This window comes from Kaistella soli, from assembly GCF_019038595.1.
GTDB lineage: Bacteria > Bacteroidota > Bacteroidia > Flavobacteriales > Weeksellaceae > Kaistella > Kaistella soli.
The window spans coordinates 1-21,476 of the sequence record NZ_JAHOPF010000001.1 but is presented as its reverse complement, the minus strand read 5'-3'; the positions used below and the strand labels follow the sequence as shown (position 1 = coordinate 21,476).

The window sequence follows — 21,476 nt, the reverse complement described above, 5'->3', positions numbered from 1 at the left end:
CAAAAAGAAAAAACACCTGACTGTCCGTCAGGTGTTTTTTTATTCTTCATCTTCAAATTGCTCAAGAAAATACGTAAACGTAAAATCATCCAGTTCATCATCCGCATCTTCGAGGGTGACAAGCAAATCTTCAAAAATTTCCAGCTGTTCCACACTCATATTCACAAATTCAATATGAAGAGGCAGCTCGGCAGAACCGCTTACGAAATCATAAAGTGCATCCAAATTGTCCCCGAAAAATTCCGGAAGCGTTATTTTTTCTTTTAGCTGGGTAAAGAAATCTTCGTAATCGCCGATTTCTGTAAAATCTATATAAACTGTTTTCATTCTTATTGATTAATATTAGACACTGTTTTTACTGTTTCTCAAAGGTTTTGTAATGGTTCTTTGTGAGCCATACTTCGCCGTTTTTGGTGTAAATAATGCGGTCGGCATTTCGGTTTCCGCAGTTATAATTGACGTCAGCTTCAAAATATTGGTTTCCGGAAGGTAAAGTCTTTTCCCGGTTGCTGAATATATCGCCGCCAATTGCTTTTCCGGGTAAAACCTCGCAGAGATTCCCTTTTGACGCAATCCAGCCCTGATTTCTTGCTTCGGTTTTCGTAATATAATAATCCGGAAGTTTGCGGTTTTCTTTTACATAATTAATAACAACATCTTCCTTCGTCAAATGATCAATTGAGTTTTCCTGAGAGTTTTCTCCGGAATTTTTTTGAGAATATTCAGTCTTTGTCGAGGTTTCTGCCTGGTTTTTCTTTTCAATTTTATAATTGTTGTACAAATACATCCCCAGAAAAGCGGTAAGCAGTCCTATAATGAAAATAAGGAAAAGTTTAATTTTATCTTTATCCATCGTAATTTTTAATGAGTTTGAATTATTTTAGAAGGAAAAATATAACTCTACTAATCTCTCCATTCCTCCGGGATGTCACAAACCGGAATCGGCTGCATTTTATGCTGCGCAGCTTTATTCATCCGCTGGAAAATTTTAAAAACCTCCAGATCTCTGCCCGAATAATCTGCCTCTGTTTTCTTTCCCCATTCTTTCTGAATTTTTTCAAGCTCCGGATACGTCGCGCCGATCTGCTGTTCATCGGTTCTGTCAACCTCCCAAAGTCCGTCAGTTGGAATTGCATTCTGAATAGACTCAATGAGATTTAAAGATTTTGCGAGTTCGTAAACTTCTGTTTTGTATAAGTCAGCAATTGGGGAAACATCTACTCCGCCGTCGCCGTATTTGGTATAAAATCCGATCCCGAAATCCTCTACTTTATTACCGGTTCCGCACACCAAAAGACCGTTGAGCTGCCCGAAATGATACAGCGTTATCATTCTCAGACGCGCTCTGGTATTGGCAAAAGCCAGCTTTTCTGATGGATACTTTTCGTCATCTACGTTAAAAGACTTGTAAAGTTCTTCAAAAGCGGGCGTCAGATTTAATGAAACCGCTTCAACATTAGAGAATTTAGATTTCAAATCGTTGATGTGATCCCACGCTCGGTTCACCTGATCTTCCTTCTGGTGAATGGGCATTTCAATCAAAAGCGTTTTAAGACCCGTCATTGCACAAAGCGTAGAAACCACTCCGGAATCTACACCGCCGGAAACACCGACAACATATCCGTTTACATTTGCATTCTGCGCATAATCTTTAAGCCAGGAAACTATTTTTTCTGTTATTTTTTCTGTTTGCATGTCATTCACTGTTTAAAACTAAGATGGCCGGATGGAGTAATCCTTAAAATTTTCCTTATTTTTGCTCCTTAAAATCTGATGTAAAAATAATGAAGTTTTTTAGATATTTATTGTTTTCAGCTGTTTTCGTTTTCGGAGCAGTTTCCTGTAAAAAAGATACTGAAAACCAATGGAAGGTTGAAGTAAAAAATCCTGCCCGGAAAGTAGAAGTTACAGATATTTCCAGGGAATTTTATGACGCAAACGTTCCGCTTGAGGATTTCAAACAGAAATATCCATGGTTTCAGGGAACCGTTCCGGATGAAGATTTTTCCATAAGAAGAGCGGATAAAGAGGAAGCTAAGATTTACAATGAAGCCATTTCGAAAATTGATGTTGCAAAACTGGGAAACGAATTGACAGGTTTATTCTCCCATATCAAATATTATTTTCCTGAATTTTCAGCACCTAAAGTTTTCCTCTATTCATCAGCGTTGCAGGGAATTATGGAACCCGTTTTTTACCAGCCGCAGCAAAATATGCTTTTCATTGATGTGACCGGTTTCATGGGAGAAAACAATACCAATTACAAAGGTTTGGAACAGTATTTTCAGACCTCGATGAATCCACAGAATATCGTCCCTAAAGTTTCTCAGGTCTTTGCAGAGTTTTTTGTACAGCCGAATACAGATCATCAGAAGTTTATTGATGAACTGATCTATCACGGAAAAATCATGACCCTTCAGGATGCCTTTCTGCCCGATTTCCCTGATTATTTAAAAATGAATTATACCCAGAAACAATATGATTGGGCAAAAGAAAATGAAGCGAACATCTGGAATTATTTCGTGGAAAACAATCTGGTTTTCAGTGATGACATGAGATTGAAAGAAAGATTCATCAATCCCGGACCTTTCTCGAAATTCTATACAGAAATCGACAACGAGTCTTCACCAAGAGTCGGTATTTTCTCCGGATGGCAAATCTGCAGAAAATTCTATCAGGAAAAACCTGAAACAAAACTCAAGGATTTCCTTAAAATGAATGCTCAGGAAATCTTCAACCAAAGCAATTACAAACCGAAAAATTAAAAGAATTAATTAATTCATAAGATAGAAATGAGAAAAACCCAAATAACAATTGATGTAGAATTAGACGAAAATCATATTCCGGAAAAAATGACCTGGAATGCACAGGATGGCGGAATCGAAGCTGAAGAAACCAAAGCAACGATGATTTCCGTTTGGGATGATAAAAAAATGGAAGCCTTGAGAATCGACCTCTGGACCAAAGAAATGCCTGTAGATCAGATGAAAATGTTTCTTCACCAGATTTTAGTATCTTTAAGCAACACTTACCAAAGAGCTACCGGCGAAGAAGACGTGGCACAATGGATGGAAGAAATGGCAGAAGAATTTGCCCAGAAATCCGCAATAAAAATGTAACATATCAATGTAAAAATGTATCAGAATAAAACAATTTAATTATTGCTAAACTGGTATATTGATATATTTTAAAATTATACAGATTATGAACTTCAATACAAAAGTAATTCACGGTGGACAGCACCACGAATCGGCAACAGGCTCAGTAAATGTACCTGTGTTTTTGACCTCAACGTTTGCACAGAAATCCCCGGGAATCCATTCCGGTTACGAATATTCCCGCGCAGCGAATCCTACAAGACAGGCTTTGGAAGACAGTTTGGCAAGCATTGAAAACGGAGCGAGAGGATTGGCTTTCGGTTCCGGTTTGGCGGCAATCGACTGTGTGCTGAAATTACTGAATCCAGGCGATGAAGTAGTTGCGGTAGACGATTTATACGGCGGAACTTACAGAATGTTCACCCGTTTATTTGAAAAATATCAGTTGAAATTTACCTTCGTTAATTTTGATGATGTTTCAAAAATTGCCGGTGTCATTACCGACAAAACAAAACTGATCTGGCTGGAAACTCCAACTAACCCACTGATGAAACTTGTGGACATCAAAGCGGTAACCGATCTCGTGAAAGGTAAAGACATTCTGGTTGCGGTTGACAATACCTTTGCAACGCCTTACATTCAGCTTCCTCTGGATTTGGGAGCGGATATTGTGATGCATTCGGCAACGAAATATTTAGGCGGACACTCCGACGTTATTGCAGGTGCTTTGATTGCTAAAACTGCTGAACTTGGAGAAAAATTACACTTTATTCAGTTTGCAAGCGGCGGCATTTTAGGACCTCACGATTCTTATCTTGTTTTAAGAGGGATTAAAACCCTGGCCTTGAGAATGCAGCGACATTCTTACAACGGTTTGGAAGTGGCAAAATATCTGGAAAATCATCCGGCGGTAGATAAAGTGTTCTATCCGGGACTGGAATCACATCCACAACATGATTTAGCAAATAAACAGATGAAAGAACCAGGCGGAATGGTTTCATTCACGTTCAAATCAGGTAAAAAAGAAGATGCGGTAAAGTTTTTGGAAAAGGTAAAAGTTTTCACTCTGGCAGAATCTTTAGGAGGTGTTGAATCTTTGGCCAATCATCCGGCTTTGATGACTCACGCTTCCATTCCGGCGGACAAACGTGCAGAACTCGGCATTACCGACGATCTCGTAAGATTAAGCGTAGGTATTGAAGACAAAGAAGATCTGATTGCCGATCTGGAAAAAGCTTTCGGTTAACACAAACCTTCAGGGATTCAAAATCCTTGAAGGTTTTTTTATATTTAAAACTTATGACTGAATTTCAAAAATACATCCAGCGGTATCTCGATTTGATTCCTTCTGAAAACTGGCTCGAACAGATGAAAATTTCCGGCAGCAATACTTTGGAAATTTATAGAAATCTTACGTCCGAAAAATCCACTTTTGCCTACGCAGAAGGAAAATGGACGCTTAAAGAACTTTTGCAGCACCTCATCGATGCAGAAAGAATTTTCGCTTACCGCGCCCTGCGTTTTGCAAGAAAAGACAAAACCGAACTTGCCGGCTGGGACGAAGAGGAATATGCGAAATATTATTTTTCGGCGGAAAGGTCTCTGGAAAGCCTTATTGAAGAATTTGAAACCGTCAGAAAATCCTCAGTGATTTTCTTTGAAACATTACATCAATCTGTTTTTCAAGAATCCGGAACGGCTAACGGAAATGAAATTTCTGTAGAGACCATCGGGAAATTAATTGTCGGTCATAACATTCATCATTTGAATATAATTCGGGAAAGGTATTTACCGGAATTAAACCGTTAATAAATTTTCCATTAATTATTAAAAGATCTAAAATGAACTGCCCCTGCTGCTCCGGAAAATCCTACGGCGACTGCTGTAAACCTTATCATACCGGAGAAAAACATGCTCCGACCGCTGAAGAACTGATGCGCTCGAGGTTTTCTGCATTTGCAATTCCAAACGGAGACTATTTGATGGAAACCACTTTCCCCTCGAAAAGAAAATTTCACAGCCGGAAAGATCTGCAGGAATGGGGAGAAATTAATACGTGGACCAAACTGGAAATTATAGACACTCCTACTTCAGATCAGGTAGAATTTAAAGCATATTACACGGACGAGCACGGAAAACCGCAGCTCCATCACGAGCATTCGCTTTTCAGGATGCTTAAAGGAAAATGGTATTATGTTTCCGGAAAATTTTTAAGTTAAAATACAGAAAGCCGCAATTACTTTTGCGGCTTTTCACTTTTCTTTTTCTGTCTTAAAACATACAGATACAGACTTTCAACTTTCGTCCTTGCCCAATCTGTTTTTCTCAGGAATTTCAGCGAAGAGCTGATGCTCGGATTATCGGTAAAACATTTGATATTGATCTGCTCGCCGAGCTTTTCGAATCCCTGATAATAATCTACCAGTTCTTCAAGTATCGCATCGAGGCGTTTTCCGTGTAAAGGATCTTTAGATTTTTCTTCCATAATGTAGCGGTAAAATTACTAATAAAATTTAATCCGGAATAAACTCTTAAAACCGAAATTTTCATTCAATTATTTTTAAATTTGCTTCTCAAAAGAACAACCATCTTATTATGCAAAACCTCATCGATACTTTGAAATCCGGCGGAACCATTCTTTACCCAACCGATACAATCTGGGGAATTGGCTGTGACGCGACGAATGTTGAAGCGATTCATAAAATATTTGAAATCAAAAAGCGCGAGAAGTCAAAATCGATGATTATTCTTGTGGAATCGGTGAAACGTCTGCAGGATTTGGTGGAAGTGCCGGAGATGGCCTGGGAAATCATGGATCTGTCGGAAAAACCTGTGACATTGATTTATGACAACCCAAAAGGTTTGCCCAAAGAACTGCTTGCGGAAGACGGAAGTATCGGAATCCGTTTGGTGAAGGACGATTACCTTAAAAAACTGATCGGTAAACTCAACAAACCTTTGGTGTCCACTTCTGCCAATTTAAGCGGGAGCAAATCACCGATGAAGTTTGCAGATATTTCGCAGGAAATCATCGGTTCTGTAGATGCTGTGGCGGAAGAAAATCATGATAAAGTCTCAGAATATTCAGGGTCTTCAGTGATCAGAATGTGGAATGATGGCCGCGTAAAGGTTCTCCGCGAGTAGAAATTTAATTAAAATTTACTTTTTATACAGTTTTTCGTAAACCGCGATCCAGTTTTCCGGAGTTATTTTTTTCATAAGTTCGGCAATCAGTTCATAAGGAATATCATCAGTTTTTTTGAAACGGATACATGATTTTCCCATATCCAGTTTTCTCTTGGAATGTTTCGGATATTCTTCATTAAACCATTTTAAAAGTTCGGGATTGGCGTAAATTCCCATGTGATACAGCGCGATGAAATTTTTCTGAGAAGCCAGATTCACAAACGGCAGCGGCGTATTCGGTGTGCAGTGATAACCTGCAGGATAATCTTCCAGAGGAACGCTCCAGCCAATCATTCCGTAACTCAGATGTTCCTGAAAACCTTGAGGAAGATTTTCGGAAACGGTTTCATATAACTTTTTGAAAGAAACTTTTCTATCTTCGGGAACATTTGAAAGATATTCTTCAATGGATTCGGCTTTGATCTGCATCGGTTATTTTTTTACTAAAATACAAAATCACAGTGTCCGAAAATAAAAAATCCGGAAAAATTCCGGATTTTCACTATTATTTCTTTAAATATTCATCAAAATAATCTGTCACTTTCTGCATCAGATGCACCCTGTCTTTTCCTAAAACATTGTGCTCGTGACCGGGATACACAAAATAATCAAGCTGCACTCCGTTATCAACAGCCGCTTTCAGGAATTTCATGGAATGCTGCCATACCACGACATTATCCTGTGCCCCGTGAATCATCAATAAATGCCCTTTCAGATTCTGCACTTTATCCAGAAGATTCGCCTGTTTATATCCTTCCGGATTGGTTTGCGGCGTATCCATATATCTTTCGGTGTACATAATTTCATACATTTTCCAGTCGATTACCGGTCCGCCTGCAACTCCGGCTTTGAAAACATCCGGATATTTCAGCATAAAACTTGTCGTCATAAACCCACCGAAACTCCAGCCGTGAATTCCCAGTTTACCTGCATCCACATAAGGCAATGATTTCAGATATTCTACCCCTTTCAGCTGGTCTTTCATTTCGACCTCTCCCAAATGTCTGAAAACAGCCTGCTCAAATTTTAGTCCCCGGTTGGATGAACCTCGCCCGTCCATGGTGAAAATAATGTAACCTTTCTGCGCCATAAATTCATACCAAAGATTTCCGGAAGCCGGAAAAGTATTGGTCACCAACTGCAGATGCGGGCCATTGTAGAGGTAAACGATCGTCGGATATTTTTTGTTCGCATCGAAATCGGTCGGAAGAATGATCTTTCCGTAAAGCGGCGTACCGTCGTCAGCTTTTAAAGTAACATTCTTTATTTCCGGACGCTGATAATTTTTTAAAGTATTTTCAGCGGTAAGAATATTCTTTGATTTTCCTGTATTGGTATTGATTACATTTACAATTCTTGGCGACGCAGCGTTGCTGTAAGAATCATAAAGATGAGTTCCGTCTTTGCTCAGAATTCCGGTATGCATTCCCGCTCCCTCGTCTAATCTTTGAGTCTGAAAATTGCTCCAGTTGATTTTATAAAGATGTCTCTCTAACGGACTTTCCTGAGTCGAAGTATAATAAATCTCCTTCTTTTTTTCATTAAATCCGAGTAGATCTGTCACTAACCAGTCGCCTTTTGTAAGCTGTGCTACCAAACCTTTTTCTAAACTGTAATGAAAAAGATGGTTATAGCCGGTCCTCTGACTCTGCCAGATAAAATCGGTATTCGAATTCGGGAAGAAGGTCAGCGGATGTTGAGGTTCTACATAAATATCAGATTTTTCCTCAAAAATAGTTTTTATCAGATTTCCTGTTGCAGCGTCATACTGATTCATCATCATATGATTCTGATCGCGGTTTAGAACGCCTACAAAAATTGTTTTCGCATCGGGGCTCCAGGTAATTGCAGTAAGATACTGTTCCGGATCGCCTTCAATATTCAGGAAGGTTTTTCTGTCATTTTTTACATCATAAATTCCAAGCGTTACGTGATGTGACTGATCACCTGCCATTGGGTATTTGATGTTTTTGTTCACCGCCGGAGTTACACTCCAGTCGATAATGGGATAATCGGTAACCATCGTCTGATCCATTCTGTAGAACGCAACTTTGGACTCGTCGGGAGCAATAAAAATACCGCCGTCGATACCGAACTCGCTTCGGTGAACCGCCTGTCCGTTGACGATATTCTCATCGCTGTCATTGGTAATTGCGGTAACTTTTCCGTTTCTATTGATAAACAGATTATTTTTTACAGTGTAGACAAATCCCTGGTTATTCTTAAAAATCTGCGTGTTTTCAGCATTTTCATCCAGTGAAGTCCAGTCTTTTACTTTCCAGTCCTTCCCTGATTTTTCTACCCAGAAATACTTTGACTTCTGCGTAAAATATCCTTTATCTTTATTGAGGAAAGTTATTCTTGGGAAGGTTTTAAGTCTATTATCTCCGGACAGATTTTTATTCAGCTGATAGAGCGAAATCAGAGTATCCTGTTTCAGACTCGGAACTTCTGTAATTAAATAACCGTTTGTAGTGCCCTGATAAAAAGCTTTGTTATCATTACTCCACGTAAACTGTGATACGTTTTTCACGGCTAGATTACTCCTCAGCCCGTTCACTGCCTCGGCAATGGTGAATTTTTGGTTCTGTGAAAATAAAAAACTACCTGTAACAAGGAACAGTAACGTAAATTTCGAAAATTTCATTTCTTAAATATTTAAAGGCTAAAAATAAGAAATAAAATCGAGACGTTAAAGAAATGTTAATGCTAGAAACCAACCGTTATTCCTGCAACACGGTTACCATACACGTAGGAGGAGGCTAAACTGAAACTGTACTTTTTTTCACGCAATGCACCGGCACTATTTGTTTTAGTCATCGCATTTTTTGCAATATTTTTCCCGATAAGATAACCGAGCAGGATAGCAACCGGATAGTCAGAAGCCCAGTGCACACCGCTCTGCACCATTTCAAAACTCATTAATCCCATCAGCGTAATTCCAACTGGCTTAATCCATTTTTTTTCAGGATAATTCTCTGCAAGAATCACCCACGCGGCAACTCCCGTGGTTAAATGTCCGGAAGGCATCGCATCATAAGCAGAAGTGTTTTTCTGGTAGGCCGAGAAAGAAGGAAAAAATTGCCATAAGCTGTTTTCTCTTCCGTTACTTGTGGTGATGAATGGACTTTCTCTGCCCGTAATTCTTTTTAATGACTGTGCAACAATACCCGACATCAGAATACTTTGCATCAGTTGCACTGATGTACTTATTGCCCGATAATCATTTGTGATTAACCCATAAGTGGCCAAACCGGTTCCGATGAGAATAAAAGTAGTTCCGTTGCCCATAAAATACAGGAATGACCCTCCATCACCCGGAACTATTTTTAAGGGGCCCAAATTATGGTAAGTATGATCTTCGCTGAAACCCACGTTTTCGCCCATTCTTCTGCCGTGCTTTAAAAGTACCGGATCTGCAGGAATCAATGCTGCCGTAAGCCCCAGAGAAGCCAGAGAATAAAGATAATACTTCTCCGATACCGCATCAGTAGCCATACCGGCAATGTTTTTGGGGATTTTACGGTAAATATCAGCAATTCTTGGCTGCTCATACTTTAATGAGGTCTGAGGAGAGATTTGAAATTCCTGAGTTTTTATCTGTAACGAATCCCAATTTTGAGAGAAAAGAAATACCGGAAACACGAATCCAATAAATGGTAAAAAGTTTTTCATCTCAATAAATCGTTCCAACAAAAGGATCAGCTGTCACAGGCGTTTTATTCCACTTGTACTGATGGGTCCAGTAGGCGAGCTTCATTGAAAGGATTCCCAGACCTGCACCGAAAAGCACATCCGAAATATAATGTTTATTATTGGCCATTCTCATGATTCCAACACCTGTTGCGACTCCATAGGAGGCATAAGGTACCCACTTGTGCTCGTCACCATACTCGATCGCAAGAATGGTGGCCCCGGCAAAAGCATTCGCTGTATGACCTGAAGGAAACGAATATGCAGTGCCATCAGGTCTCGTGTCATTCACTGCTTTTTTTAAGATATATACCATTCCAAGATTTATGATCTGGCCTTTTATTAAAATAGCCGTCCGGTTCTGCCAGTCTGTTCTAGGCTTCATTCCCAACCATTCGAAACTGTATAAACCAATGAAAGGGGCAAACTGTGCATAATCATCGATATGATTGGTAAAACCCAAAAGGTGCTTATTCCGCTCTTTTGCAATACTATTTTTAAAAGAATTGGGTTTGTTACCGTCGAGTATAATACTTGCTGCCATAAGCCCTGCCGGGATATACATTTTCTGATATTTAAACGTAAACCTTCTGTTTTCAGTTTTAACAGTATCCTGCTGCTGGGCAGTACTTAAAAAAAAGAAAATAAAGATCATTAAAAAGGAAAAATACTTCTTCATCAGCTATTAATTGTTTAAAACAAAACTAAGAAAATGAATTCAACCATACGTTAAATACTATTAAAATTATATTAAAATCATTTTTTAATAAATAAATTTACATATAAAATAATTCACCGCTGTTGATTTATTATCCTACATCAATGCCGGTGCTTTCGGTCCGAAGTATCTTTGCAGTAAGAAATTTAAATAGTAACCAATAAAATAAAATATTATGTCAACAAAATGGAATTTAGACCCAACTCACAGTGAAATTACTTTTAAAGTAAGACACATGATGATTTCCAACGTAAAAGGCGAGTTCAGAACATTCAATGCTGAACTTGAATCTGATGACGATACATTTAAAAACGCAAAGGTAAAAGCTACAATTCAGACGGATTCAGTGTATACAAACAATACCGACAGAGATACTCACCTTAAAAGTGAAGAATTTTTCAACGCTGCTGCTCATCCGCAGATTACTTTCGAAACAGATTCTTTAAATGACGAAATTACAGGAAACTTAACTTTAAACGGAGTTACAAAACCTGTAAAACTGGATGTAGATTTCGGAGGAATCAACGTAGATCCTTGGGGAAATACAAAAGCAGGTTTCTCTTTTGAAGGAAAAATCAACAGAAAAGATTTTGGACTGAACTGGAACGCTGCGCTGGAAGCAGGCGGCGTAATGGTTTCTGACGAGGTGAAAATTGCAGGTGAACTGCAGTTTGTAAAAGCATAAATAATTTCATAGTTTATTTTTTCAAAGTTCGCCCGGAATCACCTGAGGTGAACTTTGATTTTTTTAAAGCTTAATCAAAATGAATTTAAACGATCTAACCAACATTTCCAGCCACTTTCAGAATACTGAAAAAATGCCGGTTCTTTTTCTCGGTCACGGTTCGCCGATGAATGCCATCGAGGAAAATCAGTTTGTGCAGGGTTTTCGAAATATCTCTAAGGAAATTCCGAAACCTAACGCCATTCTCTGTATTTCGGCACACTGGTTTACGGACGGAACTTTTGTGACCGCCATGGATATGCCGAAAACCATCCATGATTTTTACGGTTTTCCCAAAGAGCTTTTTGATGTGCAGTATCCTGCAAAAGGAAGTCCCGAACTTGCCAAAGAAACAGCAGAACTTTTACTGCCAACTGTGGTGGAAGAAGACCACAACTGGGGACTGGATCACGGTGCGTGGAGCGTGATCAAACATTTATATCCGAATGCGGAAATCCCTGTCATTCAGCTGAGCATTGATTATACGAAGCCGCCTCAATATCATTTTGAGCTGGCGAAAAACCTGCAGAAATTAAGAGAAAAAGGAATTCTGATTATCGGCAGCGGAAACATTGTACATAATTTGCGGATGGTAGATTTCAGAAACATCAATACCATCGGTTACGGCTACGACTGGGCACATGAAGCGCGCGAAAAAACCAACAACTGGCTTCTGGACGGTAATTTCCAGAATGTAATAGATTACCAGAAGCAGGGAACATTCATGCAGGCCGCAGTGCCGACACCGGATCATTATCTGCCCCTCATCTACTCTTTAGGTTTAAAGGAAAAAAGTGAAAACCTTTCACTTTTCAATGACGAACTGATCGCCGGAAGTCTCAGCATGACGAGCGTAAGAATAGGTTAAGGCTGATATTAAAGCTCAGAATAAATAAAAAAGATTCAGCTTACACTGAATCTTTTTTTATGTTTTTAAAAATATTTCCAGAAATAAGGATCATAAGTTTTCGTAAAAACCCTGGTACATTTCCCCGAAGTAATTTTTGCTGTTACCGTCTGTATTCCGTTTTCTTTGGAATAACTGAATTTCGGAACCTTTTCCACTGAAGTTTTAACGTCGCCATTTTCATAAGCTGCGGTCCATTCGAACTTATAGCTGTTTTCTGTGTTGCGGTGTGAAAAAACTACCGTTCCTTCCGATGATTTCTCATCCACGTAACTGAAGAAATCGATATCACAGTCGGGATTTTTAATTGAATGGTCGGCGATGACATCAATAATTTTGTTACACTGAACCAAACCTTTAGCCGTCTGCATCGACGCCGTCAAAATACTTCGTCCTAACGAACTTGCTTTGACTTTCACCGAACTGCGTTTTATTTCTCCCACAAATTCAATACTCCGTCCCGAATTTTCCCAAAGATAACAGTCGGCACACTGCGCCGAGTTATTTTCTACATTATAAGTTCCTTCTTCAGAAACTTTAATGATGGCGTTTCCACTGATGTAGCACTGTCCGAAGGCCATGCTGAAACTCATTAATAAGAGTAAGAAGAGATTTTTTTTCATGATTTGTGTTTTTTTGAATTTTTATACCTGTATCACTCCCAGATTAAATTTTTCGGTAATCGGGGCATGATCTGCCGCTTCAATCCCCATGGAAATCCATGTTCTTGTTTCGGTCGGATTTATAATGGCGTCCGTCCATAGTCTTGCTGCAGCGTAAGTAGGTTCGGTCTGTTTCTGATATCTTTTAGAAATCGTGTCGAGGATCTCCTGATGTTCTTCGTCGGTAATTTCTTTTCCCTGTTTTTTTAAAGTCGATTCCTGAATCTGCGCCAAAACTTTTGCAGCCTGACTTCCGCCCATCACAGCGAGCTCGCTCCACGGCCATGCTACAATTAATCTCGGATCGTAGGCTTTTCCGCACATCGCATAATTTCCGGCGCCATAAGAATTCCCTGTAATCACGGTAAATTTTGGAACCACAGAATTGGCAACGGCATTCACCATTTTCGCACCGTCTTTAATGATTCCGCCGTGTTCCGATTTGGAACCAACCATAAATCCTGTTACATCCTGAAGGAAAATCAAAGGAATTTTTCTTTGGTTACAGTTTGCGATAAAACGGGTCGCCTTATCCGCAGAGTCGGAATAAATAACTCCGCCAAACTGCATTTCGCCCTTTCCGCTTTTTACGAGTTTTCTCTGGTTGGCAACAATTCCCACACTCCATCCGTCAATTCTTGCAGTCGCACAAATGATGGTTTTCCCGTAATCGGGTTTGTATTCTTCGTATTCCGAATTATCGACCAGACATTTAATGATGTTAAAAGTATCATACTGATCCGCTCTGGACGCCGGCATATGTCCGAAAATATTTCCGATGCTTTCTTTAGGCGGAAAACTTTCAATACGGTCAAAACCTGCTTTGTCATAACTTCCGATCGACTTCATGATTTTTTTAATCCGGTCTAAAGCATCCTTATCGTCCTTCGCTTTGTAATCCGTCACTCCGGAAATCTCGCAGTGCGTAGTTGCGCCGCCCAAAGTTTCATTATCAATATTTTCCCCGATCGCTGCTTTCACCAGATAACTTCCTGCTAGAAATATAGATCCAGTTTTATCTACAATCATCGCTTCATCGCTCATAATCGGGAGATAAGCGCCACCTGCAACGCAACTTCCCATTACAGCAGAAATCTGTACAATTCCCATCGAACTCATTTTGGCATTGTTCCGGAAAATTCTGCCGAAGTGTTCTTTATCCGGGAAAATTTCATCCTGCATCGGCAGATAAACACCCGCTGAATCTACAAGATAAATGATGGGTAATTTATTTTCAATGGAAATTTCCTGAGCTCTCAGGTTTTTCTTCGCGGTGATCGGAAACCACGCTCCTGCTTTTACTGAGGCATCGTTTGCAACGACCAGACACTGTTTTCCGGAAACATAACCCATCATCACAATCACTCCGCCACTTGGGCAGCCGCCATGTTCCTCATACATTTCATATCCGGCAAAACCACCGATTTCAATGGAATCTCTGTTTTTGTCCAGAAGATATTCTATTCTTTCGCGGGCAGTTAATTTACCTTCATCGCGCTGTTTCTGCAGCCTTTTTTCGCCGCCTCCTTTTTTTACTTCGGCAAATAAGCGGTTAATTTCTGCCAGTTTTAATTTATTTTGATCTTCTCTTTTATTAAATTCTAAATCCATGTGTTTAAAAAAATTTTCCTAAAGATAAGATTTTTAATTGTAACTCCTCTGCTGATGAAGCTTTGCGGTAATTATTTGAATGACAGAAAATTAATTATAATATTTTAACAGCTTAAATATCGGGTTGCCAAAATATTTTTTCGGTTTTTACGTTAAGAAAACAGAATCCTAAAATAGTTTCTTGAATTTTTTAAATTCGGTTCCTAGTTTATTTTTTTAATAGTTTATTATTTGAAGACCCCAAAAGTTGAAAGATTTTTGGGGTTTTTTGTTTGAAATCATTTGCAATATTAGCTCCGCATTTTCAAAAGGGATTTGTAGATTTGCAAGAACTAAAAATTTAAAAACTGTGTTCAAAAATTCCTCACTTTTCAGGTTACATCTTATCGTTTTTTTGTGGGGTTTTACTGCCATTTTAGGGAAACTCATTCATGCCAATGCACAGGTGCTGGTTTTTTACAGGATGCTTTTTGCGGCATTTTTTCTATTTATTTTTATCCGATTTTTTAAACGGGAGAGTTTAAAAATTTCAAAAAAACTTTTAATACAGCTTTCGGTAATTGGCGGTTTTATGGCCTTTCACTGGCTGTTTTTTTTCTACTCGATCAAAGTTTCCAATGTTTCGATTGCGCTGAGCTGCCTTTCTCTTTCCACTTTATTTGCATCAATTCTGGAACCTATCATTTTTAAAAGGAAAATTGATATTTCGGAAGTGATCATGGGAATTGTCATCGTAATCTGCATGGGAATGATCTTCAAAACTGAATTCCATTACAAAGAAGGAATCTTTTTTGGAATTCTTACGGCGCTTTTCGGAACCATTTTTTCAGTTTTCAACGGAAAGATTTACGGCAAAACCAGTTCTGGAAATATAATTTTCTACGAAATTTTCTCAGGCTTCCTTATTTTAAGTGTTTTTTATTTGCTGACGGGCCAAATTTCACATCTTAATGAAATAAGTTACCGCGATTTAGCGTTAATCTTATTATTAGCAAGTGTTTTTACCGCATTCCCAATGTTGGAATCGATAAAACTGATGAAATATATTTCCCCGTTCACCTTAATTTTAACCATTAATTTGGAGCCGGTTTATGGGATTATCCTTGCTTTTTTTATCTTTGGAGAATCTGAGCAGATGAGCCCTGTGTTTTACGGAGCTTCATTATTAATGATTCTCGCCATTGTGGCCAATGGAATCATTAAAGCCAGAAAAAACACAGACCAAAAAAAAGTTGAAATTTGATGAAAAAAATATTCCCTGTCCTCCTTATTTTTTCGGTGATTTTTTCTGATGCCCAAATCATCAGAAAATATTCCAATGAATTCTTAAATATTGGAGCAGGAGCAAGAGGTCTCGCAATGGGAGGCGCTGTAATCGCCAACCAGAATGACGTGTATGCTCCGATGTGGAATCCGGCAGGTTTAATCGGCATCGACAGAGACTGGCAAGGTGCAGCGATGCACGCCGAATATTTCGAATCTATTGCTAAATACGATTATATTGCATTTGCTAAACCGCTCGATAATAAAGGCGGCGTTTTTGGGATCTCGGTAGTCCGTCTCGGAGTCGACAATATTCTGAATACCACCCAAATGATCGATGCTGAAGGCAACATCGATTATGATAAAATCACCAGTTTTTCCCAGTCAGATTACGCGGCTTTGCTGTCTTACGCATTCCATCCGGGCGGAAATCAAAAACTTTCTGTAGGGGTGAATGCAAAAATGGTGTACCGTAATGTGGGAAAATTCGCAAGCGGTTATGGATTCGGATTTGATTTGGGAGTCCTTTACAATAATGATACAGGCTGGAATTACGGAGCAATGCTGCGCGATGCCACCACTACGGTGAACTTCTGGACCGTGAATCAAAAGGAACTGTCAGCGGTGGTGAACGGCGAAGAATTTAATCCCGCCCCGAAAGACAGAATGGAGATCACGATGCCGAAACTGAATCTGGGTCTAAGCAAAAATTTCGAAATTAACCGTGATCTGGAGCTTCTTCCTGAAGCCGGTTTAAATATTGATTTTGCCAAAACTGCAGCTTTAATTTCGACCTATTTTGCGAGCATTACGCCCTACGCCGGTGCTGAACTGAAATTTCAGGATATGATTTTTGTAAGATTGGGAGTAAACAGATTTCAGACGGTAACCGATATCGAGAATTTAAAACGCAAAGTTTCCTTTCAGCCGAGCGGCGGAATCGGAATTAAATACCAAGGTTTGACGCTTGATTATGCCATTACCAATTCCGGAATCGGCGGTTCCAATTTCTTTTCCAATTTCTTTTCTTTGAAACTTGATATGGGAGATTTTAGGAATTAAACTAACTTTAATTAAAATTAAATCATGAAAAAATTTCTGCAGCTCTCGGTACTTTTTCTGTTCGCCTCTTTTTACGGACAGAGTATTTCATATTATCGGTACATCTATGTTCCGGGCGAATTTTCAGATGTTAAAGCAAACAGATACGGACTGAATACCTTACTGAGGGAGAAATTAAAACAGAAAAAATTCACGGTTGTTGCCGGAGATAAAACCCAGTGGCCGGAGGAGGCAAGGCTAAATCCCTGTGACGTTCTTACGGCAGGTCTTCGCGATACCAGCAGCATGTTCAAGAATAAAGTTACCATCGATTTCACTGATTGTAACAATAAAACAGTAGCTGCGTTAGAAGGAAAATCAGCCATTAAAGAATTCGAACCCGGTATGCATGAGGCACTGGAAATGGCTGCCAAATTGATTGCTGCTTCCAGTCCTGTGAAACAGAATATCGCCGTAAAAACACAATCGGCAGAATCTGTTTCAATTAAAGCAACAACTGTTCAAAAGGCCAATAGCGAAACGGAAAACAAAGCAGAGATTTTCAGCAACGGAAACTTAATGTTAAACAGAATTTTCATTTCAGACAGCCAGTTTATCCTTGCAAACCCGAACAATTCTACGCCTTACGCTATTTTTAAAGCATCCACTAAAAAAGAGGTTTACCGGGTTCAGCTCCAGGATGGAACGCAGACACTGGGCTACTTGGAAAACGGAAAAATTGTTGTGGAAATTCCAAATGCAGACGGAAGTTTCAGAAAGGAAATTTTTGAAGGGAAATAATTCATCTAGAGGTTTGAGTTAAAATACTCCCAAACCAAACCGCCACGGCTTTTACCCAGAATTTCTTCCAGCGTCTCCCGCGAAGATTCTTTCACTCTTTTCACAGATTTGAGTCTTTTCAGAAGGAGTTCTACTGCTTTTTCACCAATACCGGGGATTTCTTCCAGCTCAGATTTAATGGTTGAATTTTTCCTTCTCGTCCGGTGATGTTTTACCCCAAAACGGTGTGACTCATCACGCACCCGCTGAAGAATTTTCAGAGTCTCCGATTTTTTGTCCAAGTACAAAGGGATCGGATCCTCAGGAAAATAAATTTCCTCCAGGCGTTTTGCGATTCCGATAATCGTTATTTTACCATAAAGCCCGAGAAGTTTAAGGCTTTTAACTGCAGAAGAAAGCTGCCCTTTTCCGCCGTCAATCAATATCAGTTGCGGCAACGGTTCGTTTTCATCTAAAAGCCTTTTATAGCGGCGGTGAATCACTTCCTCCATCGTTTTGAAATCATCAGGTCCCACCACCGTTTTCGGGTGAAAAATACGGTAATCTGCCTTGCTCGGTTTGCCGTCTTTAAACACCACACACGCTGAAACAGGGTTCGTTCCCTGAATATTCGAGTTGTCGAAACCTTCAATATGACGCGGCTCGGTCGGCATTCTGAGCAGTTTCTGCATTTCTGCCATAATCCGGTTCGTATGTCTTTCCGGATCCAGAATCTGTACCTGTTTTAATTTTTCAATGCGGTATTCCTTTGCATTTTTCTCTGAAAGCTCCACAATTCTTTTTTTGTCCCCCACTTTCGGAACGATGAGTTTCACATTCGGAATCTCCAGCGTCAGGTGAAATGGAATGAGTATTTCCTTCGAGTTGGAATCAAACTTCTGACGGATTTCAATCATCGCTTCTTCCAGGATATCTTCATCACTTTCTTCCAGGATTTTCTTGATCTCTGTGGTAAAACTTTGGATAATATTACCGTTCTGAATTTTGAAATAATTCACATAAGCAGCTGTTTCATCACTGGTCATCCCGAAAACATCCACGTCATCAATATTCGGATTTACCACCGTGTGTTTGTGCTGGTAATTTTCAAGCAGATCAATCCTTTCCTTGACGATATGCGCATTTTCAAACTCCAGGTTTTCCGCATACTTCATCATCTGATTCACCAGATATTCTTTCGCTTTCCGGAAATCTCCTTTGATAATGCCACGGATCGCATCAATTTTCTGATCATATTCTTCCTTCGTTTCCAGCATTTCACACGGACCTTCACAATTTTTAATGTGATATTCAAGGCAAACCTTATACTTACCTTCCGCTATTTTCGACGGTGCAAGATTCAGCGTGCAGGTCCGGATTTTATAAATATGCTTAATGGTATCAAGCAGAACCTTTGCGGGACGCACCTTTGCGTACGGTCCGTAATATTCCGATCCGTCTTTAATCATCGTCCTCGTCAGAAATATTCTTGGGAAATCTTCATTTTTAATACAGATCCACGGATAGGATTTGTCATCTTTCAACATCACGTTATAAAACGGCTGATGTTCTTTAATCAGATTATTTTCAAGTAAAAGCGCGTCGTATTCACTGTTGACAATGGTTGTTTCCAGCCTGTGAATTTTCGCGACCATAATTCTTGTACGGTAGCCTGAAAGATTTTTATTAAAGTAAGAAAGTACCCTTTTTTTCAAATGTTTGGCCTTTCCGACGTACAAAAGCTGTTCATTTTTGTCGTAATACCGGTATACTCCCGGTTCGGAAGGTAAAGTTTTCAGTTGAAGTTCGAGGTCAGCGTTCATCAAACAAAAATAGTGAATTGATTTTTATTCGGGCGTCTTTTTCCGTCTTCCACTCCCCCTTTTTTGTGCGTCATCCTTCCTTACAAAAAGAGCTTCGTTCAAGCCGGGACGCAGATTTCCGCAATCCCGCAAAAAGCTGTATTTTTAAAGAAAAATTTACCGATGATTTACGGCGTAGACCACTTTACCATTTCCGATGCGATGGAGATTTCAGCAAATCCCGACAAAGCAAAACTCAATAAAGAATCAAAAGAAAAAATTCTAAGATCCCAGAAAAACGTTCAGCAAATTGTAGAATCAGACCGCACTGTTTATGGCATCAATACAGGTTTCGGACCGCTTTGCGATGTGAAAATTTCAGAAGAGGAAACTACGCTGCTTCAGCACAATCTCATTATTTCTCACGCGGTGGGTGTAGGAAAACCAATTGCAAAAGAATTGTCGAAGATGATGATGATCGCTAAGATTCATGCACTTTCGAAAGGTTTTTCGGGAGTCTCACTGGAGGTTATAGAAAGGATGATTCTGATGCTTAAAAAGGACATTATTCCGGTTGTTCCTGAACAGGGATCTGTAGGAGCGTCCGGAGATCTGGCACCATTGGCACATCTTGTTCTGCCGCTTTTAGGTCTGGGAAAGGTGTGGGATAATGGCGAGCCTGCAAATACTGCAGAAATTTTGGCAAAACACAATTTGGATCCGTTAATTCTTGGACCTAAGGAAGGTCTTGGCCTGATAAACGGAACCCAGTTTATTTTAGCGCATGCCATTTTAGGTTTGAATAAGTTCGAATATATTTTAGATTTGGCCGATTTAACGGCGGCAATGAGTCTGGAAGCCTACCGTGGGTCCGCAAGTCCTTTCAGAAAGGAACTTCATGAAATCCGTCCGTTTGCAGGAAGTAAGAAAGTAGCGGCAAGAATGCTTAAATTTCTCAAAAATTCTGAAAACCTTCACGCCCACGAATTCTGTGACCGTGTTCAGGACCCTTATTCGATGCGTTGTGTTCCTCAGGTTCACGGAGCGAGTAGAAATGCTTTCGAACATTTGAAAAATTTAGCGGAAACCGAACTGAATTCCGTAACCGACAATCCGATTGTTTTAAGTGCTGAAGAATCTATTTCCGGAGGTAATTTCCACGGACAGCTGTTGGCTTTACCCCTGGATTATGCAACTTTTGCAGCTGCAGAACTGGGAAATATATCGGACAGAAGAAGTTATCTGCTGCTGGAAGGGAAGTTCGGTCTGCCAAGGCTTCTCACGGAAAGCTCAGGCCTTAATTCAGGCTTCATGATTCCTCAGTATACTTCCGCAGCGTTGGTGACGGAGAATAAGACCTTATGCTTCCCGGCTTCAGCGGACTCAATTCCTACCAGTTTGGGGCAGGAAGATCACGTTTCGATGGGAAGTATTTCTGGAAGAAAATTCAACCAAGTTTTGGGGAATTTGGAAAATATCCTGGCAGTTGAACTCATGTTTGGGGCGCAGGGGCTGGAATTCCGGAGACCGGCAAAATGCTCGAAATACGTTGAAAGTGCTTACGATCTCATCCGGACAAAAGTGGCAAAATTAGAAGATGACCGGTTAATAGGCGAAGATATTTTGGCCATTGCAGAATTAATCAGAGCGAGAAAATTCGAAGTAAACTAAATATTCATTTTTAAATATTTATTAGCCCGGCTTCAGCCGGGCTTTTTTATGCTTAAATTATATCATTGAATTAAGTTAATCAAGAGGATTACCATGAATACTGTGGACCTGGTATTCCACTATTTAGCCGTTTAACGTTCTTCAACTTTATGGTTTGGTTTGAGTGGTTTGATCTTGGGATTTTCGGCAAGTTTATACCAAAAAAAATCCTCAATCAAGTAAATGATTGAGGATTAAAAAAAACTGGCGGCGACCTACTCTCCCGCTTTCGCAGTACCATCGGCGCTAGAGGGCTTAACTTCTGTGTTCGGAATGGGAAC

Annotated in this window: 23 protein-coding genes and 1 rRNA gene; 12 read left to right on the top strand and 12 right to left on the bottom strand. The window is 39.8% G+C overall.

Annotation, left to right across the window (positions count from 1 at the left end):
- Positions 1 to 39 precede the first annotated feature (39 nt).
- The 3 genes from KSK37_RS00120 to nadE are packed head-to-tail and all read right to left on the bottom strand — an operon-like array spanning position 40 to position 1,695.
- The gene (locus KSK37_RS00120; protein WP_088358514.1) at positions 40 to 327 is read right to left on the bottom strand and encodes a barstar family protein; all 288 of its coding nucleotides are present in this window, start codon (positions 325 to 327) and stop codon (positions 40 to 42) included.
- A gap of 28 nt (positions 328 to 355) precedes the next feature.
- Complete coding sequence (locus KSK37_RS00115; protein ID WP_217198703.1) at positions 356 to 853, bottom strand: ribonuclease domain-containing protein; 498 nt, start codon at positions 851 to 853, stop codon at positions 356 to 358.
- 50 nt (positions 854 to 903) lie between these two features.
- Positions 904 to 1,695 carry an NAD(+) synthase gene (gene nadE / locus KSK37_RS00110; protein WP_217198701.1) on the bottom strand — a complete coding sequence of 264 codons (792 nt, stop codon included), beginning with the start codon at positions 1,693 to 1,695 and terminating at the stop codon, positions 904 to 906.
- Positions 1,696 to 1,784: 89 nt separating this feature from the next.
- Between nadE and gldB the strand changes: the two genes are divergently transcribed.
- From gldB to KSK37_RS00085, 5 genes are all read left to right on the top strand, one after another.
- On the top strand, positions 1,785 to 2,765 hold the full coding sequence (gene gldB, locus KSK37_RS00105) for a gliding motility lipoprotein GldB (protein WP_217198699.1): 981 nt from the start codon (positions 1,785 to 1,787) through the stop codon (positions 2,763 to 2,765).
- A gap of 27 nt (positions 2,766 to 2,792) precedes the next feature.
- Entirely contained in the window at positions 2,793 to 3,119 is a 327-nt protein-coding gene (gene gldC / locus KSK37_RS00100) for a gliding motility protein GldC (protein ID WP_217198697.1), read from the top strand.
- Positions 3,120 to 3,204: 85 nt separating this feature from the next.
- The gene (locus KSK37_RS00095) at positions 3,205 to 4,344 is read left to right on the top strand and encodes a cystathionine gamma-synthase (RefSeq protein ID WP_217198696.1); all 1,140 of its coding nucleotides are present in this window, start codon (positions 3,205 to 3,207) and stop codon (positions 4,342 to 4,344) included.
- 53 nt (positions 4,345 to 4,397) lie between these two features.
- Positions 4,398 to 4,907 carry a DinB family protein gene (locus KSK37_RS00090; RefSeq protein ID WP_217198695.1) on the top strand — a complete coding sequence of 170 codons (510 nt, stop codon included), beginning with the start codon at positions 4,398 to 4,400 and terminating at the stop codon, positions 4,905 to 4,907.
- 32 nt (positions 4,908 to 4,939) lie between these two features.
- Positions 4,940 to 5,317, top strand: a complete 378-nt coding sequence (locus tag KSK37_RS00085; protein ID WP_217198694.1) for a YchJ family protein — start codon at positions 4,940 to 4,942, stop codon at positions 5,315 to 5,317.
- Between the two features lie 17 nt (positions 5,318 to 5,334).
- Here the strand turns inward: KSK37_RS00085 and KSK37_RS00080 are convergent, their stop codons facing one another.
- A complete protein-coding gene (locus KSK37_RS00080) occupies positions 5,335 to 5,583 on the bottom strand; it encodes a VF530 family protein (RefSeq protein WP_088358522.1) in 249 nt (82 codons plus the stop codon).
- A gap of 110 nt (positions 5,584 to 5,693) precedes the next feature.
- On the opposite strand from KSK37_RS00080, the gene KSK37_RS00075 reads away from it, so the two are divergent.
- Positions 5,694 to 6,242, top strand: a complete 549-nt coding sequence (locus KSK37_RS00075) for an L-threonylcarbamoyladenylate synthase (protein ID WP_088358523.1) — start codon at positions 5,694 to 5,696, stop codon at positions 6,240 to 6,242.
- Positions 6,243 to 6,257: 15 nt separating this feature from the next.
- Here the strand turns inward: KSK37_RS00075 and KSK37_RS00070 are convergent, their stop codons facing one another.
- The 4 genes from KSK37_RS00070 to KSK37_RS00055 form a co-directional block, all read right to left on the bottom strand.
- Positions 6,258 to 6,713: a DUF1801 domain-containing protein gene (locus tag KSK37_RS00070; protein ID WP_217198693.1), complete on the bottom strand. Its 456-nt coding sequence runs from the start codon at positions 6,711 to 6,713 to the stop codon at positions 6,258 to 6,260.
- Positions 6,714 to 6,789: 76 nt separating this feature from the next.
- Complete coding sequence (locus KSK37_RS00065; protein WP_217198692.1) at positions 6,790 to 8,931, bottom strand: S9 family peptidase; 2,142 nt, start codon at positions 8,929 to 8,931, stop codon at positions 6,790 to 6,792.
- A gap of 62 nt (positions 8,932 to 8,993) precedes the next feature.
- Complete coding sequence (locus tag KSK37_RS00060; protein ID WP_217198691.1) at positions 8,994 to 9,959, bottom strand: phosphatase PAP2 family protein; 966 nt, start codon at positions 9,957 to 9,959, stop codon at positions 8,994 to 8,996.
- A gap of 1 nt (position 9,960) precedes the next feature.
- The gene (locus KSK37_RS00055; RefSeq protein WP_217198689.1) at positions 9,961 to 10,656 is read right to left on the bottom strand and encodes a phosphatase PAP2 family protein; all 696 of its coding nucleotides are present in this window, start codon (positions 10,654 to 10,656) and stop codon (positions 9,961 to 9,963) included.
- Positions 10,657 to 10,870: 214 nt separating this feature from the next.
- On the opposite strand from KSK37_RS00055, the gene KSK37_RS00050 reads away from it, so the two are divergent.
- On the top strand, positions 10,871 to 11,380 hold the full coding sequence (locus KSK37_RS00050; protein WP_217198687.1) for a YceI family protein: 510 nt from the start codon (positions 10,871 to 10,873) through the stop codon (positions 11,378 to 11,380).
- A 79-nt stretch (positions 11,381 to 11,459) separates the two neighbouring features.
- Positions 11,460 to 12,287: a 4,5-DOPA-extradiol-dioxygenase gene (ygiD, locus tag KSK37_RS00045; protein WP_217198685.1), complete on the top strand. Its 828-nt coding sequence runs from the start codon at positions 11,460 to 11,462 to the stop codon at positions 12,285 to 12,287.
- 65 nt (positions 12,288 to 12,352) lie between these two features.
- Here ygiD and KSK37_RS00040 read toward each other — a convergent pair whose 3' ends face one another.
- Positions 12,353 to 12,949 (bottom strand): hypothetical protein, encoded by a 597-nt coding sequence (locus KSK37_RS00040; protein WP_217198684.1) that lies wholly within the window; start codon positions 12,947 to 12,949, stop codon positions 12,353 to 12,355.
- Positions 12,950 to 12,970: 21 nt separating this feature from the next.
- Positions 12,971 to 14,599 (bottom strand): acyl-CoA carboxylase subunit beta, encoded by a 1,629-nt coding sequence (locus KSK37_RS00035; protein ID WP_217198683.1) that lies wholly within the window; start codon positions 14,597 to 14,599, stop codon positions 12,971 to 12,973.
- Between the two features lie 349 nt (positions 14,600 to 14,948).
- On the opposite strand from KSK37_RS00035, the gene KSK37_RS00030 reads away from it, so the two are divergent.
- The 3 genes from KSK37_RS00030 to KSK37_RS00020 are packed head-to-tail and all read left to right on the top strand — an operon-like array spanning position 14,949 to position 17,704.
- Positions 14,949 to 15,842 (top strand): DMT family transporter, encoded by an 894-nt coding sequence (locus KSK37_RS00030; protein WP_217198682.1) that lies wholly within the window; start codon positions 14,949 to 14,951, stop codon positions 15,840 to 15,842.
- Complete coding sequence (locus tag KSK37_RS00025) at positions 15,842 to 16,924, top strand: putative type IX sorting system protein PorV2 (RefSeq protein ID WP_217198681.1); 1,083 nt, start codon at positions 15,842 to 15,844, stop codon at positions 16,922 to 16,924. Before KSK37_RS00030 ends, KSK37_RS00025 begins: the two co-directional genes overlap by 1 nt.
- Before the next feature lie 24 nt (positions 16,925 to 16,948).
- Positions 16,949 to 17,704, top strand: coding sequence for a hypothetical protein (locus KSK37_RS00020; RefSeq protein ID WP_217198679.1), 756 nt, complete (start codon positions 16,949 to 16,951; stop codon positions 17,702 to 17,704).
- 5 nt (positions 17,705 to 17,709) lie between these two features.
- On the opposite strand, the gene uvrC is transcribed toward KSK37_RS00020, so the two are convergent.
- Positions 17,710 to 19,506 (bottom strand): excinuclease ABC subunit UvrC, encoded by a 1,797-nt coding sequence (uvrC, locus tag KSK37_RS00015; RefSeq protein WP_217198677.1) that lies wholly within the window; start codon positions 19,504 to 19,506, stop codon positions 17,710 to 17,712.
- A gap of 162 nt (positions 19,507 to 19,668) precedes the next feature.
- Between uvrC and hutH the strand changes: the two genes are divergently transcribed.
- The gene (gene hutH / locus KSK37_RS00010; RefSeq protein ID WP_217198675.1) at positions 19,669 to 21,156 is read left to right on the top strand and encodes a histidine ammonia-lyase; all 1,488 of its coding nucleotides are present in this window, start codon (positions 19,669 to 19,671) and stop codon (positions 21,154 to 21,156) included.
- Positions 21,157 to 21,397: 241 nt separating this feature from the next.
- On the opposite strand, the gene rrf is transcribed toward hutH, so the two are convergent.
- Positions 21,398 to 21,476, bottom strand: a 5S ribosomal RNA gene (gene rrf / locus KSK37_RS00005); the annotation flags it as partial.

Excerpts from the sequence above, each read along its gene's own strand:
- KSK37_RS00095 (WP_217198696.1), top strand. The coding sequence starts at position 3,205 with ATGAACTTCAATACAAAAGTAATTCACGGTGGACAGCACCACGAATCG.
- uvrC (WP_217198677.1), bottom strand. The coding sequence starts at position 19,506 with ATGAACGCTGACCTCGAACTTCAACTGAAAACTTTACCTTCCGAACCG.
- KSK37_RS00025 (WP_217198681.1), top strand. The coding sequence starts at position 15,842 with ATGAAAAAAATATTCCCTGTCCTCCTTATTTTTTCGGTGATTTTTTCT.
- KSK37_RS00050 (WP_217198687.1), top strand. The coding sequence starts at position 10,871 with ATGTCAACAAAATGGAATTTAGACCCAACTCACAGTGAAATTACTTTT.
- KSK37_RS00120 (WP_088358514.1), bottom strand. The coding sequence starts at position 327 with ATGAAAACAGTTTATATAGATTTTACAGAAATCGGCGATTACGAAGAT.
- KSK37_RS00080 (WP_088358522.1), bottom strand. The coding sequence starts at position 5,583 with ATGGAAGAAAAATCTAAAGATCCTTTACACGGAAAACGCCTCGATGCG.
- KSK37_RS00115 (WP_217198703.1), bottom strand. The coding sequence starts at position 853 with ATGGATAAAGATAAAATTAAACTTTTCCTTATTTTCATTATAGGACTG.
- KSK37_RS00085 (WP_217198694.1), top strand. The coding sequence starts at position 4,940 with ATGAACTGCCCCTGCTGCTCCGGAAAATCCTACGGCGACTGCTGTAAA.
- KSK37_RS00055 (WP_217198689.1), bottom strand. The coding sequence starts at position 10,656 with ATGAAGAAGTATTTTTCCTTTTTAATGATCTTTATTTTCTTTTTTTTA.
- KSK37_RS00090 (WP_217198695.1), top strand. The coding sequence starts at position 4,398 with ATGACTGAATTTCAAAAATACATCCAGCGGTATCTCGATTTGATTCCT.
- hutH (WP_217198675.1), top strand. The coding sequence starts at position 19,669 with ATGATTTACGGCGTAGACCACTTTACCATTTCCGATGCGATGGAGATT.
- gldC (WP_217198697.1), top strand. The coding sequence starts at position 2,793 with ATGAGAAAAACCCAAATAACAATTGATGTAGAATTAGACGAAAATCAT.
- KSK37_RS00075 (WP_088358523.1), top strand. The coding sequence starts at position 5,694 with ATGCAAAACCTCATCGATACTTTGAAATCCGGCGGAACCATTCTTTAC.
- KSK37_RS00035 (WP_217198683.1), bottom strand. The coding sequence starts at position 14,599 with ATGGATTTAGAATTTAATAAAAGAGAAGATCAAAATAAATTAAAACTG.
- KSK37_RS00070 (WP_217198693.1), bottom strand. The coding sequence starts at position 6,713 with ATGCAGATCAAAGCCGAATCCATTGAAGAATATCTTTCAAATGTTCCC.
- KSK37_RS00060 (WP_217198691.1), bottom strand. The coding sequence starts at position 9,959 with ATGAAAAACTTTTTACCATTTATTGGATTCGTGTTTCCGGTATTTCTT.
- KSK37_RS00040 (WP_217198684.1), bottom strand. The coding sequence starts at position 12,949 with ATGAAAAAAAATCTCTTCTTACTCTTATTAATGAGTTTCAGCATGGCC.
- ygiD (WP_217198685.1), top strand. The coding sequence starts at position 11,460 with ATGAATTTAAACGATCTAACCAACATTTCCAGCCACTTTCAGAATACT.
- gldB (WP_217198699.1), top strand. The coding sequence starts at position 1,785 with ATGAAGTTTTTTAGATATTTATTGTTTTCAGCTGTTTTCGTTTTCGGA.
- KSK37_RS00020 (WP_217198679.1), top strand. The coding sequence starts at position 16,949 with ATGAAAAAATTTCTGCAGCTCTCGGTACTTTTTCTGTTCGCCTCTTTT.
- KSK37_RS00065 (WP_217198692.1), bottom strand. The coding sequence starts at position 8,931 with ATGAAATTTTCGAAATTTACGTTACTGTTCCTTGTTACAGGTAGTTTT.
- nadE (WP_217198701.1), bottom strand. The coding sequence starts at position 1,695 with ATGCAAACAGAAAAAATAACAGAAAAAATAGTTTCCTGGCTTAAAGAT.